We start from the raw sequence: 17,831 nt of genomic DNA, 5'->3' as shown, positions 1-17,831 counted from the left end.
GATGTTGCATTTCTGGAATAAATTCGGCATTCGCGCGCAGATCACCGCAGGTTTCGTGCCGCTGATCCTGCTGATGAGCCTACTTACCGTCAGCGCGATCTCCGGCATGAACGGGCTCGCCGCGATCTTCGCCTCCTATCGCGCCACCGCCGGCCAGAGTCTGGCCATCTCCGACTACAGCGACCAGCTGCACGAAATCCAGATGTCGGCGGAGGCTTTCCGCTCGACGCCGACACAGGCTGTCGTCGACAGCTTCCGCGCCGGTGTGAAGGCTTTCGAGGCGGACGATCCGCGTTTTGCCGGCAACAAGGACCTGCAGTCGGGGCTTGCAGAAATCCGCCAGGATATTGCCGCCTACGGCAAGGCATTCGAACAGATCGTCTCCCTGCAGGCCCGGCGCGACCTGCTGATCTCCAAGGTTACCGAATTCGGGCCCTGGACCAGTATCGCGCTCAATGACGTCATGCGCAGCGCCTGGCGCCAGAATGACGTGGCCCTGCTGCACATGACGGCGGAAACGCTGGAAGCCCTGAACCGCAGCCTTTATTTCTCCGAGCGCTTCGTCCATTCCAACGATTTCGCCGCCTATGACACGGCGCAGGCAGCGCTTGCCGAAGCGGTGGCGCTGAACGATGCCGCCGCCAAGGCCGCCAAGAACGAGCTGCAGAAGAAGCGCCTGATGGGCGCCGGCCAGCTCATGCAGAACTACACCGCCCGTCTCGGCGACATGAAGGAGGTACTGCAGACCTCCGGCAATATTCGTCAGACGCAGCTCGGCGTGCTTGCGCCAAAAATATCAGGCGAGTTCATGGATTTGCAGGCGACTGTGACGGGCGCCCAGAAGAATCTGGACGGTTCGGTGGACGCGACGGTCGCTTCCGCGACCAGCACGACGCTCGTCATCAGCGGCCTGCTGATCGTCATCGGCCTGGTGCTCTCCTATTTCGTCGGTCGGCTGATTTCCTCGGCGGTGCGCAAGATGGCCCAGTCCATGGAGCAGCTTGCCCGCGGCGAGGAGGGGATCGCGATAACGGGGGTCGAGCATCGCCACGAACTGGGAGCCATGGCGCGTTCGCTGAAGGTTTTCCAGGAGACGGGCCGTGCCAAGCTGATCGCCGAAGCCAATGCCGAGCGAGCTCGCCTCGCCGCCGAAGAAGAACGGCTGCGCCAGGAGGCCGAGCGGCTCAGCGATGCGCAGGTGATGGAACATGCCTTCCGCCAGATCTCCGTCGGCCTCGATGCGCTGTCGAAGGGTGATCTCACCGTTCGCGTCGGCGAAGTCGACCATCGCTACGTCAGGATCCGCGATCATTTCAACAACTCGGTCGCGAGCCTCGAGGAAGCGGTCGACTCCGTCATTCGCGCGGTCGCCACCATTCGGTCCGGTCTGTCGGAAATCTCCACGGCTTCCAACGATCTCGCCCGCCGCACCGAACAGCAGGCAGCGTCCCTGGAAGAAACGGTCGCCGCACTCGGCGACGTCACCCGCGGCGTCAACGGCACGGCCGAAGGTGCGGGCCGCGCCCAGGCTGTCGTGGCGACGGCCCGCACCAATGCCGAAAAGGGCGGCGAGATCGTCGCCCGCGCCATCGACGCGATGACGGAGATTCAAAATTCGTCGTCCAAGATCGGCAACATCATCAGCGTCATCGACGAAATCGCCTTCCAGACCAATCTCTTGGCGCTGAATGCCGGCGTCGAAGCGGCGCGTGCCGGTGAAGCCGGCAAGGGCTTTGCGGTGGTTGCCCAGGAAGTGCGCGAACTCGCTCAGCGTTCTGCCAATGCGGCAAGGGAGATCAAGCAACTGATCTCCACCTCCTCGGCACAGGTCAAAAACGGCGTCGAGCTGGTCGGCGAATCCGGCCTCTCGCTCGAACAGATCGTCGAGCAGGTCACCGCGATGAATGCGACCGTCGCCGAGATCGCCGTTGCCGCCCGCGAACAGGCAACCAGCCTGCGCGAGGTCTCGGCCGCCGGCGACCAGATGGACAAGGTGACGCAACAGAACGCCGCGATGGTCGAGGAAACCACGGCCGCCGCCCAGAGCCTGACCCAGGAAACCGAAAGCCTTGCCGAGTTGCTGCGACGGTTCAGAACGAGCAGCGGCCGGGCATCGGGCCACCGCCAATACGCAATGGCGTCCTGACGGCGCACCAATTTAAGCTAACGAACGCCGCCGCCTCGAAAGGGCGGCGGCTTAGTTCTTTGAAAAGCTCGCCCTTTAATCGGCGTTAGTCCAGGCATTGTGCTGCGGCTATCCGGTTGGCGGAAAGCTGCCCTCACCCCGGCAAGGGCTAGGGTGAGGGCGGACGTCGCCTCAGTGGCTCCCGGATGTCGGGCCATGCGGGCCGCCGGCGATGCTCTTGCGGACGTGGCGAACCGCGGTCCAGACGGCGAAAAGCACGAGCGGGATGGCGGCGAGCACGGCGAGCTTGGCCATGTGCGGATCGACACCGAGTTCGGAAATACTTTCGAGGCAGATCTTCGCCAGGCCGACGGTGTAATAGGTGATGGCGATGACGGAGAAGCCTTCGACCGCCTGCTGGATATGCACCTGGATGCGCGCCCGCTCTTCCATTGAGGTCAAGAGCGAGGCGTTCTGATCTTCGAGCTGGACCTGCACGGTGGTTCTCAATAGGTCACCGGCGAGACTGACGCGTTCGGCGAGTTCATCGAGGCGGCGTTCGGCGGCATGCACCGAGCGGACGGCCGGCTGGAAGCGCCGGCGGATGAAGGTGCCGATCCGCTGGCGCTGCTCGACGCGTTCTTCGCGCAGTTCCGACACCCGGCTGGCGACGATTTCGGCATAGGCTGTCGTCGCCCCGAAGCGGTGGCGGGCAAGGGCAGAGAAATTGAGAACATCTGACGAAAGCCTGGTGACCTCGGATAGCAGCGCCTTGTCGACTTTGACGGCGCTCTGCATGTGCGCGATCAGGAGATCGAGGCGCTGGTCGAAGGCCGAAAGCTGCGAGATCGTCTCGCGCGCCATCGGCATCGCCAGCATCGCCATCATCCTGTACGTCTCGATCTCCAGGAACCGCCGGACCATGCGGCCGGTGCGATAGGCGTTGAGGTTGCGGTTGAAGAACAGGAATTCGACGAAACCGCTGTCGCTCAGCCGGAAGTTCGTATGCACTTCGGCATCGCCGCCGCCGACCTCGGAGGCGACATAATCAAGATTCGGTTTTTCGAGAGCCTGTCCGTTCTTTTCGTCGCGCACGAGCACCCGGACGGCAGCGATCACCTTTCCTTCGATCTTGCGGTAGCAGGCCTGAAAGGCTTCCGGCGGATGGGTACCGGGCGCGGAGGCCGCGGGCGTGACGAAGGTCAGCGTCAGGAACTCGGTATGGGCCTCCCACTTCAGCCGGCCGTCGCCGAAGCGGCCGATGCCGTGGTTGCCTCCGTGGGTGGTCGAGACGTCCTCAAGCCCCGGCAAGGAAACCGGCAGCGGAGGCGAGCCGTTGTCGCCGACGATGGCGACGTGCCAGACATCGGTGTCGCCGTCGAAGTAAAGCGAGGGCCGCGCATGGAGCTCGTCATGCAACTCCCTGCGCAGCGGATGCTCGGAACCCATCGGCATGGAGATGCACCTCTATATGGTAGACAGATCGACGGCTGACATGACCGGAGTTGCCGGCTTTTGGAATTGACCACGACGCCTATAGCCTCTCACGAGGCTCGTGTCACGACGGCTTCACCATCGGATGTGGAGACTGCATCGGTTGCCGCTTGACTCATTCATAATTAAAAAATATATATTATATTAGAATATATACTGACTTTTTTTGCCACGGAGCCAATCATGCCTGTCACCGCAATTTCGGAGAAACTCTCGATCTCGCCGCAGCCAAGTATCGAGGACATCCGGTTGCTGCGTGATAGCGGGTTCCGGACGCTCATTAACAACAGGCCTGACCGCGAAGACTCCATTCAGCCGGGGACGCGCGCGCAAGGTCAGGAGGCGAGACGCTGCGGCCTGTCCTACACGTTCATTCCGGTTACGGCCGATACGATCACCGAGGCGGATGTGCGCGCTTTCCAGCGGGCCGTCGCCGAGGCGGAAGGGCCGGTCGTTGCGCATTGCCAGACGGGCAGACGGTCTTTGAGCCTTTACCTCATTGGTAAGGTTCTCGATGGTCGCATGTCTGTCGGCGAAGTCGTCGAGTTCGGACGCAGCCGCGGTTTCGATACTGCTTCCGCCGCAGCCTGGCTCGGGAAGCATGCCGCGCGCAGGCCGCAGGTGAAGGGTTTCTTCGACAAGCGCACCTGGAGCGTCCAGTACGTGGTGTCCGATCCCGTCACGCGCAAATGTGCCATCATCGATCCGGTTCTCGACTTCGACGAGAAGGCCGGAGCAACGGCGACCATCAGTGCCGATGCTATTCTCAACTATATCAGTGATCGCGACCTGATCGTTGAATGGATTCTCGATACGCATCCGCATGCCGACCACTTCTCGGCGGCCCGGTATCTGAAGGGGAAGACCGGCGCTCGCACGGCTATTGGCGAGCGCGTCGTTGACGTCCAGAAGCTGTGGAAAGGCATCTATAATTGGCCGGACCTCGCGACCGATGGTTCGCAATGGGACCGGCTGTTCGCCCATGGCGAAACCTTTAAGATTGGTTCGATCGACGCGAAGGTGCTGTTCTCTCCCGGGCACACGCTAGCCTCCGTCACCTATGTGATTGGCGACGCTGCCTTTGTGCACGACACGCTTTTCATGCCCGACAGCGGCACGGCACGCGCCGACTTTCCTGGCGGCGATGCCCGTATTCTCTGGAGGTCGATCCAGGACATCCTGGCGCAGCCGGACGATACCCGGATCTTCACGGGCCACGATTATCAGCCCGACGGTCGCGAACCTCGCTGGGAAAGCACGGTCGCGGATCAGAAGAAATCCAATCCGCATCTTGCCGACGTGACGGAGGAAGAGTTCGTGGCGCTGCGAACGAAGCGCGACAAGACGCTGCCGATGCCGAAGCTGATCCTGCATGCCTTGCAGGTGAACATATGCGGCGGGCGCCTGCCGGAACCGGAAGCCAACGGTAAGCGCTATCTCAAGTTTCCCTTGAACGCATTGCAGGGAGCCGCATGGGCATGAGTTCCGATCCGAAAGAGATGATGAAAGCGGGGCTATCGCCCGCCGAGCTGTTGTCGCGTGCCGGCGAGGTCGCCGACCTGTTGAAGACACTGTCTCACCCGGCGCGCCTGATGATCGTCTGCACGCTTGTACAGGGGGAGTATGCGGTCGGCGAGCTGGAAGAGAAGGTGGACGTCCACCAGCCGCATCTGTCGCAGCATCTGACGGTGCTGCGCGGTTCGGGCATCGTCGAAACCCGGCGGGAAGGCAAGCAGATCTTCTACCGGCTGACGGAGGAGAAGGCGGCCCAACTGGTCGGCGCGCTGTACGACATTTTCTGCGTGAAGGAAGAAAAATGAGTGCCTATCTTCCATCGTTGATGGGAGGCGTGCTGATCGGCGCCTCCGCGGTCATGTTTCTCCTCCTCAACGGCCGGATTGCCGGGGTCAGCGGGATCGTCGGTCGACTGATACAAGGCGCCGGCATAACCGACAACCTTGCCTTCGTCCTTGGATTGCTACTCGGGCCGCTATCCTACCTCATGATGTTCGGCGACTTGCCGGCCGTGCAGATCACCGCCGGCTGGCCGCCGATCGTGGTTGCCGGACTGCTCGTCGGTTTCGGCTCGAGAATGGGATCGGGCTGCACCAGCGGACACGGTGTACTCGGGCTTGCCCGCTTGTCGCCAAGATCGATGGTGGCGGTCGCCACCTTTCTGACGGCAGGCGTGGTCGCCGTCGCAGCTCTGAGAACGTTCGGATCATGAACCTGAAACTTCGCCGATCCTCCGCAGCCTTCGCATCCGGCATCGTCTTCGGCTTTGGGCTATCCTTATCCGGCATGCTGAATCCAGTTCGCGTTCAAGGCTTCCTCGATATCTTCGGCGCTTGGGATCCAAGCTTGGCATTCGTTCTCGGCGGCGCGGTGATCGTCACTTTCATCGGCGTGCAGGTGATGAAACGGATGACGCATCCAGCCTTCGACGACAGCTTCCATGTGCCTGAGAGCCGTGAGATCGATGCTCCTTTGGTCGTCGGTTCCGCCCTTTTCGGTCTGGGCTGGGGGATCGGCGGATTCTGTCCCGGCCCGGCAGTCGCTTCCCTCTCAATCGGCCTTCCCCAGACGGTCCTTTTGGTCGCCGCAATGCTGGTCGGGATGACCTTGCATGACAGGGTATGGAACCGACGCCCGTGAACTATTCGAGTTTATCGATAATCGGTTCCGGCGGGCTCGTCGGGTTCATGCTCGGCCTCCTGGGCGGAGGCGGATCCATTCTGGCCACCCCACTGCTGCTCTATGTCGTCGGCTTGGCGCAGCCGCATGTCGCCATAGGCACCGGGGCGCTTGCGGTTTCGGTGAACGCATTCGCCAACTTTGCCGGCCATGCAATCAAGGGGCACGTTTGGTGGCGCTGCGCGGTCGTCTTCTCCTTACTCGGCATTGTCGGCGCTCTCGCCGGTTCCAGCCTTGGCAAGGCGATGGACGGAGACCATCTGATCTTCCTGTTCGGCATTCTGATGCTGGTCGTCGGCGTCCTGATGTTGAAGCCTAAAAAGGCGGTGGCGGCAGAATGTCGCCCGGTCGACTTGAGGATGTGCCTTGCCACCGGCGCCGTGGCACTTGCCGCCGGCGCGACATCCGGGTTCTTCGGCATCGGCGGAGGATTTCTGATCGTTCCCGGGCTGAGGCTGGCCACAGGCATGCCGATGATCAATGCGGTCGGCACCTCGCTTCTGTCTGTCGGTGTGTTCGGGCTGGCGACGGCCCTGAACTATGCCAGTTCCGGGCTGGTGGACTGGTGGCTTGCCGCCGAGTTCATCGGTGGCGGCCTCATAGGGGGAACGTTCGGCATGCTCCTTGCCGCCCGTCTAAGCGCGTACAAGAACGTCCTCAACCGCCTCTTCGCCGTGCTCGTCTTCGTGGTCGCGGGTTACATCCTGTATCGGAACGCGGGACCATTTCTGCCGAGGTGAGTGCGCCTGGAAGACAATGGATCGCACACGGTCTCCGCATCTGGCTGCGCGTTCAGAGCGACCGCCATGCAATGAAGCAAGCATCTGCACGCTGCCGCCGGCCGCCATCGCGACGATGAAGGCCGTTTCGGCTTCGCCGAGGAAAGCGAAAATAACGCCTAGGACGGCGACGTTGATCGTCGCTCCCACCATGCGGGCGACGTTGATCAGGGCGCTCGCCGTGCCGGCGCGATCGGCGGTCACGGTCGACACCGCGACTGCCGTCAGAGGCCCTGTCGCCATGCCCATGCCGACGCCGGCCAAAAAAGATAAGCCGAGCAGGAGGTTGCCGAGACTCATCGCCGCCAGCCCCGCCGAGATGGCGCTCTTCTTTCCCAAGCGTTCCGTGATCGAACCAGAGAAGGGCGAGATGGCGATGAAGCTGAGCGCCATCGGCAGCAGCGGCTGGACTGCCAGATTGACGACGGATGTATCGATCTGCGCCACGGCCACGCCGAGGCACAGAATTGCGAGTGCGGCAGGCTTCAGGTTTGAGCGGGACTGCCTGCTTCGTTCGATGACATTCATGACGCTACCTTTCCTTGGGGAAAGACCTAGCGTGGTTGAGTTGATCGACAATTCGAAACCGATCGAACTGTTCGAGACTGGAATGTAAGCAGGGCAAAAAAACGATCAGCCACGGCCCGTTGCGAGACCGTGGCTGATGCAGCGCGCATTCTGCGGAGGGCGCAGGCGCGGCCGATTACTTGTTGGCGGCGAGCGCCACGTTGACCTTGTCGACGTCCGCGCTCATCGCCTTGAAGGTGTCTTCGAGGGAAAGCTCGCCGACGATCAGCTGGCTCATCCGCTGGACGATGAGCTGATAGATGGCGGAAGATCCCTTGAGGCGTTCCAGGTCGCGGGCGGCCTTCGGGGCGCTGTCGCGGCTTGCGAGGAAGACGGCCATGGCGTCCCTGGCGTTCTTGCTCTCAAGCTTGTACTGCGGGTCTTTGATGTCGGCGCCGGTCAGGATGACGTAGTTTTCGGCGACTTCGCGCTGGACCTTTTCAGAGCCGAGGAACTCGATGAAGGAGGCGACGGCCTGCGGGTACTTGGTGCGCTTGAAGCCGACGATCGCGGTACCACCAGGCATTGCGTAGCAACCGGCATCGCCGCAGGGCGCACTGATCGCCGTCCAGTCGAAGGCGTCGCCGATCTTTTTCTGGAACGGATTGACCATCCAGTTGCCGGCGATATAGGTCACGACATTGCCGTTGACGAACTCGTCACCCATGTTCTTGTACTGGGTTCCGCCGGCCGCGCCCCACATTTCCTTCGGGAAAGAGCCGTCCTTCGTCCAGTTGTAGAGATCGGTGATGTAGTGCTTGGCGGCATCGTCGGGGAAGGCGAACTTGCCGTCCTTGACGTAGTTCGAGCCGTAGGAGAAGGCAGCACCCGAGAAGCGGTGGCCCGAGCGGTCCATCGTGAAGGGGATCTGGGCGCCGGTCGCCTTGGCGACGCGAGCGGAAGCTTCGACGATGTCCTTCAGCGTGGCAGTCGGCTTCGGAAGCGGTTCTTTCGCCTGTTCGAACAGCGTCTTGTTGACGAAGGGCAGGTTGAAGGTCTGAGACGCGACATAGCCGTTGATCGAGTTCGGATCGTTGACGCCGGGGAAACGAAGCGTGTTCAGGCTGTCGCCGTGCAGCTTGGCGAATCCGTCCGGGTCTTTCATCAAGGGGCGCATGTCGAGGTAGTAGGGCGCCAGCTGCCAGTCGGTGATCTTGGCGACATCCGGGCCTTCGCCGACGGCAAGCTGCACCGGCAGCTGCTTGGCGACGGCATCATAACCGGAGGAGACGAAATTCACCTTGATGTCGGGATGCGCGGTCTCGAATTCCTTGCTCAGTGCTTCCATCCGCTCGACATAAGCCTGGTCGTCGTCAGTGAAGAGAAAGGTGATCGTCTGGGTTTCGGCCATGGCCACGCTGGACCATGCAAAAGAAACGGTGGCAAGCGCCAGTGCGAAAGCCCCTGAAAGATACGTTTTCATTTTCATCCTCCCATGAAAACATTTTCATCAATCGCGGCCTCAGCCATCGATATGTAAATTTCATATACTTGACATTCGTCCCGTCAAGCTATTTTCTATGCGAATAGCGATGTTTTTGAGCAATTTTCAAAAATCAGGCGCCCAAATGACCTAATGAAAATATTTTCATAGGATTGCGGAGGAGGCGATCTGTGAAAGCGGAAAGCATCAAGCAGCCGGACGGCATGGCGCCGGCATACAGCGTGGCTGAGGGGCAGACGATAACGGCATGGGCCGTTTCAGCCCTCATTGTCCGCTATTTTCCCGGTGAGCCGGCGCTCGCCGAAGATCGGGTCAACTATCGCTTTATCAACGGTTTCGTCGATGTCGGCGACCTGCCTTGCCGCAAGGCCTTCTGGTCCACCATGGTCGGTCGCGAGCTCGCCCCCGACACCTCCTGGCCGACCGAAAGCCTTTATCTTCCCGGCTCGAACCGCCGCGTCGAGTTTACCAGCTTCTGGCATGTGCCGACGCATGTCAGCCGATGGCTGAAGGGCACGTTCAGGACGGAAGCTCCGCGTACGCTCAATCTCGCGCTCAAGACCTGCGGCGGCGTTCGCATCTGGGTCAACGGGCAGGAGGCGGTACGCTTCGAGCCCTTCAGGCGCAATGTGGAAAGTGCAACTGAAATAGTGCTGTCGCTCGACGCCGGCGACAACGAGATTCTCGTCCATAGCGAAGACCTCGCCGAGCGCGACACGACCTGGTTCTTCGAGCTCGAAATGCTGGACAAGGAGCCGCTCTCGGTGCTGCTGCCGGTATCGCTTGATCAGGATGAGGTGCGCGAGCTGGAAGCGCTTTCGCGCGGCGTGCGACCGGCCCGCGACGTCTTCGTCAACCAGCCGCTGGAGATCATCTTCGACACGGCGCCGGAGCGCGACCTGCCGGTGGAAATCAAGGTTGTCGGCCATGGCCACGAGCGGCCGGTTCTCGCCCATTCGAAACTGATCCTGCGTGCCCATCAGAACAGCCTGACGGCCGACGATGTCTGCGGCATTGCCGACGGTTATCACGGCATCCACATGACGATCGGTTCCGGGCCGGGTTCGGTCACCCGCGTCATCGATGCCGCCTTCATGTGCAGCCTTTCGCCCTTGCCTGAAGAGACCTCGCTTTCCGCCCGCAAGCGCCACGCCCTGGAATACAGCGCTCGCTTCGGGGCCAACCGCGCCGGGCGTCTCATCGCGATGATGGAAACCGGCCATCAAGACCATGAAAGCTTCGACCGTATCGTCGATGCGACACTCGCCTCGATCGATGCGCGGGAGGATTGCTCCGATTTCGTCATGGTGCCGCTTTTGTGGTTGCTCGGCGCCTATGGCGAGCGGATGCCCGAGGCGACGGTCGATCGCATCCGCCGTTCCGTTCTCTCCTACCGTTACTGGGTCGACGAGCCGGGCAATGACGCGATGTGGTTCTGGAGCGAGAACCATGTGCTCTGCTTCCATACGAGCCAGTTGCTGGCCGGCCTTCTCCTGCCCGACGCGGTGTTCTCGGCCTCCGGGCGGACGGGACGACAGCAGGCGGAGCTCGCCGCCGGGCGCCTCGGGCGCTGGTTCGACAGCGTCGAGGCTCATGGCCTGGCGGAGTGGAATTCGGCGGCCTATTACCCGATCGATTTCATCGGTTTGCTGGCGCTGGAGCGCTGGGCCGAGCGCGGGATCGCCGATCGTGCCCGCGGCCAGATCGATCTCATCTTCCGGATGATCGCCCTTCACACGCTCGCCGGCGTTCCGGCCGGATCGCAGGGTCGCGCCTACGACAAGGAACTGCGTGCCGGCCCGCTGACCGAGCTTGCGCCCTTCGCCCAGGTCGCCTTCGGAACTGGTTGGTTGAACAACGGTGTCGCCGCGCTGACGATGTTCTGCGCCGGCAGCTACGAGCCGCCCGCCGATCTGACCGAGCTTGCCGCCCTTCCCAGGGGCAGAAGCGTCGAGGCGCGTTACAGCCAGGGGCTCGAGAGCGGCAAGCTCGTGTTGTTCAAGAACGAGGCGGCGCAGCTTTCGACGGTCGTCGATCACAAGACCGGCCAGAAAGGCCACCAGCAGCATGTCCTCGATGTCAGGCTGGCCGGCCATCCGATGGCGAGGTTGTGGGTCAATCATCCGGGCGAAGACGATCCCTGGGGCAATCAAAGGCCGTCCTATTGGGCCGGCAATGGCATCCTGCCGCGCGTCGCCCAGCATCGCGACGTCGCGTTGCTGATCGAGGATACTCGCGACGCACGGCATGCATGGACGCATGCCTATATCGGCCGCGACGGCCTGGACGATCTCATCGTCGAAGACAAATGGCTGATCGCGCGGTCCGGCCGGGGATTTGCCGCCCTCTGGGCCTCGAACGGCCTGGAGCTGATCGCCGATGGGCCGACCGCCGGCCGCGAGGCGCGCTCCTACGGTCCGCTCTGCGGCTGGGCTGCTATCGTCGGATGCGGCAATGGCGACGCCTTCAAGGCCTTCCTCGAGCGCCTGTGCCAGACGACGGTTTCCTTCGATCCCGCGCTTCGGCATCTCTCATTGACGCCGCCGGGCGGCCCCGCGCTCTCGCTTTCCTATGCCGACGGTCTTTCGATCGCCGGCAAGCCCCGGCCGTACACCCATGACCAGCCGCACCCGATCCTCACCCACGACAGTGCCGCGTCCCAAGCCGGCACTGACGGACCGTTCTACTCGTAAAACATAGGTCTCCAGCATGAACACAACATCTGTCGATAACGCCGCGCTCCTGACGACGATCGATCGCGTGGCGACGGCTTTCAGCCGGCTCAGAGGCATCAAGGAAGGTCTCGTCAGCGAAAGCGCCACCACCGGGATCCAGTTCGACGAATGGGACTGGGAGGTCGGCGTCGGCCTTTACGGGTTTTTGCGACGCGCAATTTCCACCAATGACCAGAAGGCGCTGCAGGAGCTCGTCGCCTGGTATGCCGGCCAGATCGAACGCGGCCTGCCGCCGCGCCAGATCAACAGCACGGCGCCGATGCTGCCGCTGGCAATCCTCGTCCAGCATGTCGACCGTCCCGATTTCCGCGCGCTCGTCGAGGACTGGGCCGAATGGCTCGTCAAGGAATTGCCGAAGACCGAGGAGGGCGGCTTCCAGCACGTCGTCAAGGAACGCCTCAACGAGGGCGAATTGTGGGACGACACGCTGTTCATGGCCTGCCTGTTCCTCGCCCGGGCCGGCGTGCTCTGCGAGCGCAGCGACTGGATCGACGAGGCCGTCTATCAATTCGTGATCCACACGCGCTATCTCTCCGATCCGGTGAGCGGTCTCTGGTATCACGGCTGGACCTTCAACGGCCGGCATAATTTCGCCAATGCCTTCTGGGCGCGCGGCAATGCCTGGATCACCGTCGCCATTCCGGAACTCTTCGATCTCGTCCCGACGCTCGGCGAGAAGGACCGGCGTTTCCTGTCGAACGTTCTCGTCAGCCAGGTGCGCTCGCTGAAGACCTATCAGCGGCCGGACGGGATGTTCACGACGCTTCTGGACGATCCGTCCTCGCCGCTCGAAACCTCGGCCACGGCAGGCATCGCCTATGGCATCCTGCGCGCCGTCGACGCCGGCATTCTCGATAAGAGCGACAAGGTTCATGCGGAGCGCGCGCTTGCAGCGGTGCTGGCGCAGATCGATGAGGAAGGCGTTGTCCACGGCGTCTCGGACGGCACGCCAATGGGGCACGACCTCGATTTCTACCGGCGCATCCCGAACATCCCAACGCCTTACGGCCAGGCGCTGACCATGCTGCTGCTGACGGAAGTCTTTCTCGAAGGCGGTCAGCGCCAATGACTTCAACCTCCCTCGTCGCGATCGAGGCGTTCGACGGCGACAATACCGACCGCCTCCAGGCGGAGATCGACAGCCTTTCGGCTTCCGGCGGCGGACGCCTGGAACTCCTGGCGGGCATTCACCTCTGCCGGGGGCTCCGGCTTCGCTCCGGTGTCGATCTTCATCTGGCCGCCGGCGCGATCCTGCGTCCCGTTCCCGACTATGCGGCTTACGCGCATACGACTGTTTCGGTGATCGCCGAGAAGTCGGATCGCGGCATGATCGTCGCCAAGGGCGCGCGGCGGATCAGCCTGACGGGGCCGGGACGCATCGAAGCCGGTTGTGACAGCTTCATCATCGGCGACGACGAGACGGTCGGAACCTTCATCCCGGCCGAATTCCGCCCCCGCGTCGTCGTCTTCGAGGGTTGCGACGAGGTCGAGATCAGCGCGCTGCATATCAGCCGCTCACCGATGTGGACGCTGCATTTCGTCGACTGCACCGATGTCAGGGTCCGGAACGTGAGGATCGACAACGACCGCCGCCTTCCCAACACGGATGGCATCGTGCTCGATGCCTGCCGCGGCGCCGTCATCGAGGATTGCACGATATCGACGGCCGACGACGGTATCTGCCTGAAGACCAGCATCGGTCCTGAAGGTGTCGCCATCGGCCGGTGCGAAAACATTCTTGTCCGCCGCTGCTCGGTTCAGAGCCTCAGCTGCGCGCTGAAGATCGGCACGGAAACGCATGGCGACGTCACCAATGTCGTCTTCGAGGATTGCAGCGTTTCCGCCTCCAACCGGGCGCTCGGCATCTTCTCCCGCGACGGCGGCCGGATATCGAACGTCAGGTTTTCAAGGATAGCGGTAGAGTGCCGCGAAACACCCGATGGTTTCTGGGGCTCGGGGGAGGCGCTGACCGTCAATGTCGTCGACCGTGTCACCGAGCGTCCCGCGGGTGCGATTGAAAACCTCATCGTCGAGGACGTGACCGGGCAGATGGAAGGGGCGATCACAGTCATTGCGGCCGCGCCTGCAGGCATCCGCAACGTTTGGCTGCGGCGCGTCGGCATAGAACAGCGGCCGGGCCTGCTCGGCACCGGACAGACCTATGACCTGCGTCCGACCAATGCCGATCTCGCCCCGAAGGCTGACGGCGGTGGCCGCGCCAATGCCTGGACGCGCGGCTCGGACGGGCGGGTGATCGGCCTGCAGGACTATCCGGCAGGAATGCCCGCCGTCTATGTGGCTGGGGTCGCCGGGATTTTGATGAACGAGGTGCGGATCACAAGGCCGACACCGCTGCCGCAAGGCTGGAACGCAATCGACGTCGTGTTCGAAACGGCGGCACCCGATGGGAGTAGGGCATGGCAGAACTGAAACTTTCCACCGTCAACAAGTCGTATGGCTCCGTCAAAGTGCTGCACGACGTCGAACTCGATATCAAGGACGGCGAGTTCGTCGTCTTCGTCGGCCCGTCGGGATGCGGCAAGTCGACCCTGCTGCGCGTCATCGCTGGCCTTGAAGAAGTCACGTCTGGCGGAATTTCGATCGGGGCGAGGGACGTCAGCGCCCTTTCGCCGGCCGAGCGCAAGATCGCCATGGTCTTCCAGTCCTACGCGCTCTATCCGCATATGAGCGTTCGCAAGAACCTCGCTTTCGGCCTTGAAAATCTGAAGTTCAAGCGCGCCGAGATCGAGGCGCGAATTGCCGAGGCTGCCAGGATGCTGGCGATCGAACCCTATCTCGACCGGCGTCCGAAGCAGCTTTCGGGCGGCCAGCGCCAGCGCGTGGCGATCGGCCGGGCCATCGTGCGTGAACCCGACATTTTCCTCTTCGACGAGCCGCTTTCCAATCTCGACGCGGCGTTGCGTGTCCAGACCCGCGCCGAGATCACCAAGCTGCATCGCGAGATCAAGACGACGATGATCTATGTCACGCACGACCAGGTCGAGGCGATGACGATGGCCGACAAGATCGTCGTGCTGCGCGCCGGGCGGGTAGAGCAGGTCGGTGCGCCGCTCGAACTCTTCGACCACCCGCGCAATCTTTTCGTCGCCGGTTTCCTCGGCTCGCCGCGCATGAACATCATCAAGGGCAAGGTCTCGGCTATCGGTGAAAACGGTGTGGTCATCGATGTCGCCGGCGGCGGCAGGATCATCAGCGATGTCGATTCCACGGGCATCACGGTCGGGCAGGACGTGCTTGCCGGCATCAGGCCCGCGCATTTTTCCCGCTCCAGCGAAAAGGGCCTGCCGTTCATCGTCCAGTATCACGAGGGTCTCGGCACCGAGACCTATGTCTACGGCAACCTTGCGGGGCAGGAGGAGCAGATCATCATTCATGAGGCCGGCCATTTCGCGCCTGTTCAGGGCGACCGGATCATGATCGATGCCGTTCCGGAACGGGTCCATCTGTTCGATCCCGAAAGCGGCCTGGCCTTTGCCCGTCGATCAGGACAGGGGAGGGGCTGAACATGGCGGCGCTCAAGGCAGGTGCATTGCTGGCTCAGGCAGGCGACACGGCGATGAGGGTGGTCGAGGCTCCGATGAATGCGGTCGAACGCATTTTCGGCCGCAAGCGCATGCCTTGGCTGTTCCTGGCGCCGAACCTCGTTCTCTTCGCGATCTTCACATTCCTTCCGATTGCGATCGCGGTTGGCTACGCCTTCACCGGCGGCACCAATCTTTTCGTGTCGGAGCGGCCCTACGTCGGCCTGGACAATTTCCGCACGCTGCTTTCCTGCGGCAATTATCTGCAGCCGGGAACCTGCCAGGAATCGCTGTTCTGGACGGCGGTGTGGAACACGCTTTGGTTCGTGGGGTTCAACGTCGTCGCGACTTTGCTGGTGGCGCTGATCACCGCGCTGATCCTCAATCGGGCGATTTTTGCGCGCGGCTTTTTCAGGGCGATGTTCTTCTACCCCGTCCTGCTGTCGCCCGTCGTCATCGGCCTGATCTGGAAATGGTTCCTCGATCGCAACGGGCTGCTGAACGCCTTCTTTCAGATGATCGGCGTTCCCCCTGAAATCTTCCTGCTGGATGTCGGCTGGTCGCGCTTCTTCGTCGTCGTGGTGTCGGTCTGGTTCCATATGGGCTTCTACACGCTCATCCTGCTCGCCGGTCTGCAGGCGATTCCGAAGGAACTCTACGAGGCCGCTTCCATCGACGCCGCTTCACCGCGCCGCACGCTTTTCAGGATCACGCTGCCGCTGCTGGCCCCGAACCTGCTCGTCGTCTTCATCCTTCTGATGATCAAATCCGTGCAGATCTTCGACGAAGCCTGGGTTCTGACCAATGGCGGCGGCCCGGGCACGGCCAACAGCTTCATCGTCCAATATATCTACCAGATGGCGTTCAGCAGCGACCTCCGCCTGTTCGGACTGGCCTCGGCCGCATCGGTTCTGATGGGGCTGGTGCTTCTGGTTCTCACCCTCATACAGCTGCGCCTCGGCAAGCGAATGGAGTCCTGAGATGAATAGCTCTATGAACCCGATCAGCTTCCTCTCTCGCACGCGCCGGGCCGGGCGCGTCGACATCACCGATATTCTGTCATGGGTCTGGCTGATCGGCGGAACGCTCGCCGTGCTCGTTCCCGTCGTCTGGGCCGGCCTGTCTTCGCTGAAGCCGGCGGCCGAGATCACCCGTTTTCCGCCGACGCTGCTGCCGCGCGCCGCCGTGGAGCAGACCGTGCCAGGGTTCGACAAACCGCTCAGCCTCTGGCAGGTTACCGTCGACGGTCAGCCGCGCGAAATGGCGATGGTGCGGCGCATCGGCCTCAAGGCGCAGATGGTCGATCCCGCAAATCCGGGGCAGCCGGTCAGCGTCGACGTCAAGGGGATGACGCCGGTGCAGCATCTGACCGTCGCCACCGAAAATTACACCGATCCGCTGACGCGCTTCAACTTCCTGACCTTTCTCAAGAATTCGGTGTTCGTCACCGTGGTTGCGACGCTGCTGACGCTGATCGTCAACGCCATGGCGGCCTTCGCCCTGTCGAAATACAAATTCAAAGGCGACACGACGGTCTTCGTGATCATCATTTCCACCCTGATGATCCCGCTCGCCGTTGTCATGGTCCCGGCCTATCTCGTCATTGTCGGGGTCGGGCTCGCCGATAATCTCTGGGGCGTTATCCTGCCGACGGTGGCCTCCCCGACGGCGGTCTTCCTGCTGCGGCAATATATGCTGACCATACCCGATGAGCTGATCGAGGCGGCGCGCGTCGACGCGGCGAGCGAATTCTGCATCTTCTGGCGCATCATCCTGCCGCTGACGGCGCCCGCTCTCGCAGTGCTGGCGATCTTCTCCGTGCTCTGGCGCTGGAACGACTTCCTCTGGCCGCTCATCGTCCTCAACAGCCGCGAGAACTTCACGCTGCAGGTCGGCCTCAACGCCTTCCAGGGAGAGTTCTCCGTGCAGTGGCACTATATCCTGGCGATGACCTTCCTCAGCCTGCTGCCCGTCACCGTCGTCTTCCTGTTCCTGCAGAAATACATCACCACCGGTATTGCCGGAACCGGGATGAAGTGAACCGACCTGGCGCAGCCCCCAGAAATCGGGGCCGAGACGTGGAGCAATATCCTCCCAAGCCTTGAAGACCGCATTCCGCTCTCCCCGCGCCGGCTAAAGCCCGCCGCATCGAATTCGATCGATGCGGCGGGCTTCATGCCTTTATCGTGCATCGCTTCCCAGGGGGGATTTCTCGTTCGGGCTGTACAGGCCATGGCATTGGCACGCAGCGTCAGCGAACCGCCCCGCCTCGTGCGGCAATGTGGCTTTGAAGCAGGATGAGTGGGCCGAATTCTGATGTCGGTGTCGCAACGCCAGCAAAGCGTCCCAGCCTCCCGCTCTAGGAGCTGTGGACACTTATCTGAGCCATAGGATTGTTGCGGCCAGAGCGATCATGGCTTTGTAGTTTCGAACGGTTTTCTCATATCGTGT

At 62.3% G+C, this 17,831-nt stretch carries 15 protein-coding genes; 12 read left to right on the top strand and 3 right to left on the bottom strand.

Annotated features, from left to right (window positions below; all coding sequences use genetic code 11):
• Position 1 precedes the first annotated feature (1 nt).
• On the top strand, positions 2 to 2,146 hold the full coding sequence (locus tag BBJ66_RS12055) for a methyl-accepting chemotaxis protein (protein WP_071087352.1): 2,145 nt from the start codon (positions 2 to 4) through the stop codon (positions 2,144 to 2,146).
• Positions 2,147 to 2,317: 171 nt separating this feature from the next.
• Here BBJ66_RS12055 and BBJ66_RS12050 read toward each other — a convergent pair whose 3' ends face one another.
• A complete protein-coding gene (locus tag BBJ66_RS12050; RefSeq protein ID WP_071087222.1) occupies positions 2,318 to 3,580 on the bottom strand; it encodes a DUF3422 domain-containing protein in 1,263 nt (420 codons plus the stop codon).
• Between the two features lie 222 nt (positions 3,581 to 3,802).
• On the opposite strand from BBJ66_RS12050, the gene blh reads away from it, so the two are divergent.
• From blh to BBJ66_RS12025, 5 genes are read left to right on the top strand one after another with little or no spacing between them, the layout of a single operon-like run.
• Positions 3,803 to 5,101 (top strand): bifunctional sulfur transferase/dioxygenase Blh, encoded by a 1,299-nt coding sequence (gene blh, locus BBJ66_RS12045; protein ID WP_071087220.1) that lies wholly within the window; start codon positions 3,803 to 3,805, stop codon positions 5,099 to 5,101.
• Positions 5,092 to 5,439 carry a sulfite-sensing transcriptional repressor BigR gene (gene bigR / locus BBJ66_RS12040; RefSeq protein ID WP_116429630.1) on the top strand — a complete coding sequence of 116 codons (348 nt, stop codon included), beginning with the start codon at positions 5,092 to 5,094 and terminating at the stop codon, positions 5,437 to 5,439. Before blh ends, bigR begins: the two co-directional genes overlap by 10 nt.
• The gene (locus BBJ66_RS12035) at positions 5,436 to 5,846 is read left to right on the top strand and encodes a YeeE/YedE family protein (RefSeq protein ID WP_071087218.1); all 411 of its coding nucleotides are present in this window, start codon (positions 5,436 to 5,438) and stop codon (positions 5,844 to 5,846) included. Before bigR ends, BBJ66_RS12035 begins: the two co-directional genes overlap by 4 nt.
• Entirely contained in the window at positions 5,843 to 6,274 is a 432-nt protein-coding gene (locus BBJ66_RS12030; protein WP_071087216.1) for a YeeE/YedE family protein, read from the top strand. Before BBJ66_RS12035 ends, BBJ66_RS12030 begins: the two co-directional genes overlap by 4 nt.
• Positions 6,256 to 7,053, top strand: coding sequence for a sulfite exporter TauE/SafE family protein (locus BBJ66_RS12025; protein ID WP_071087214.1), 798 nt, complete (start codon positions 6,256 to 6,258; stop codon positions 7,051 to 7,053). The genes BBJ66_RS12030 and BBJ66_RS12025 overlap by 19 nt, the downstream gene beginning before the upstream one ends.
• Here BBJ66_RS12025 and BBJ66_RS35270 read toward each other — a convergent pair.
• Complete coding sequence (locus BBJ66_RS35270) at positions 6,949 to 7,539, bottom strand: hypothetical protein (RefSeq protein ID WP_244511663.1); 591 nt, start codon at positions 7,537 to 7,539, stop codon at positions 6,949 to 6,951. The genes BBJ66_RS12025 and BBJ66_RS35270 overlap by 105 nt on opposite strands.
• Positions 7,540 to 7,795: 256 nt before the next feature.
• A complete protein-coding gene (locus BBJ66_RS12015; protein WP_071087350.1) occupies positions 7,796 to 9,082 on the bottom strand; it encodes an ABC transporter substrate-binding protein in 1,287 nt (428 codons plus the stop codon).
• A 191-nt stretch (positions 9,083 to 9,273) separates the two neighbouring features.
• Here BBJ66_RS12015 and BBJ66_RS12010 point away from each other — a divergent pair, with 191 nt between their 5' ends.
• The 6 genes from BBJ66_RS12010 to BBJ66_RS11985 are packed head-to-tail and all read left to right on the top strand — an operon-like array spanning position 9,274 to position 17,420.
• Entirely contained in the window at positions 9,274 to 11,796 is a 2,523-nt protein-coding gene (locus tag BBJ66_RS12010; protein ID WP_071087210.1) for a hypothetical protein, read from the top strand.
• Positions 11,797 to 11,812: 16 nt separating this feature from the next.
• On the top strand, positions 11,813 to 12,907 hold the full coding sequence (gene bglB, locus BBJ66_RS12005) for a beta-galactosidase BglB (RefSeq protein ID WP_049734943.1): 1,095 nt from the start codon (positions 11,813 to 11,815) through the stop codon (positions 12,905 to 12,907).
• The gene (gene pglB / locus BBJ66_RS12000) at positions 12,904 to 14,268 is read left to right on the top strand and encodes a polygalacturonase PglB (protein WP_071087208.1); all 1,365 of its coding nucleotides are present in this window, start codon (positions 12,904 to 12,906) and stop codon (positions 14,266 to 14,268) included. Before bglB ends, pglB begins: the two co-directional genes overlap by 4 nt.
• Positions 14,256 to 15,362, top strand: coding sequence for an ABC transporter ATP-binding protein (locus BBJ66_RS11995; RefSeq protein WP_071087206.1), 1,107 nt, complete (start codon positions 14,256 to 14,258; stop codon positions 15,360 to 15,362). Before pglB ends, BBJ66_RS11995 begins: the two co-directional genes overlap by 13 nt.
• 2 nt (positions 15,363 to 15,364) lie before the next feature.
• Positions 15,365 to 16,360, top strand: coding sequence for a carbohydrate ABC transporter permease (locus BBJ66_RS11990; RefSeq protein ID WP_071087203.1), 996 nt, complete (start codon positions 15,365 to 15,367; stop codon positions 16,358 to 16,360).
• Between the two features lie 13 nt (positions 16,361 to 16,373).
• Positions 16,374 to 17,420 (top strand): carbohydrate ABC transporter permease, encoded by a 1,047-nt coding sequence (locus tag BBJ66_RS11985; RefSeq protein ID WP_190238085.1) that lies wholly within the window; start codon positions 16,374 to 16,376, stop codon positions 17,418 to 17,420.
• The last annotated feature ends 411 nt before the right edge of the window (positions 17,421 to 17,831 follow it).

The organism is Rhizobium sp. RSm-3 (assembly GCF_001854685.1).
Taxonomy (GTDB): domain Bacteria; phylum Pseudomonadota; class Alphaproteobacteria; order Rhizobiales; family Rhizobiaceae; genus Rhizobium; species Rhizobium ecuadorense.
The sequence above is the reverse complement of the archived record's forward strand: the minus strand, read 5'-3'. Positions and strand labels throughout refer to the sequence as shown.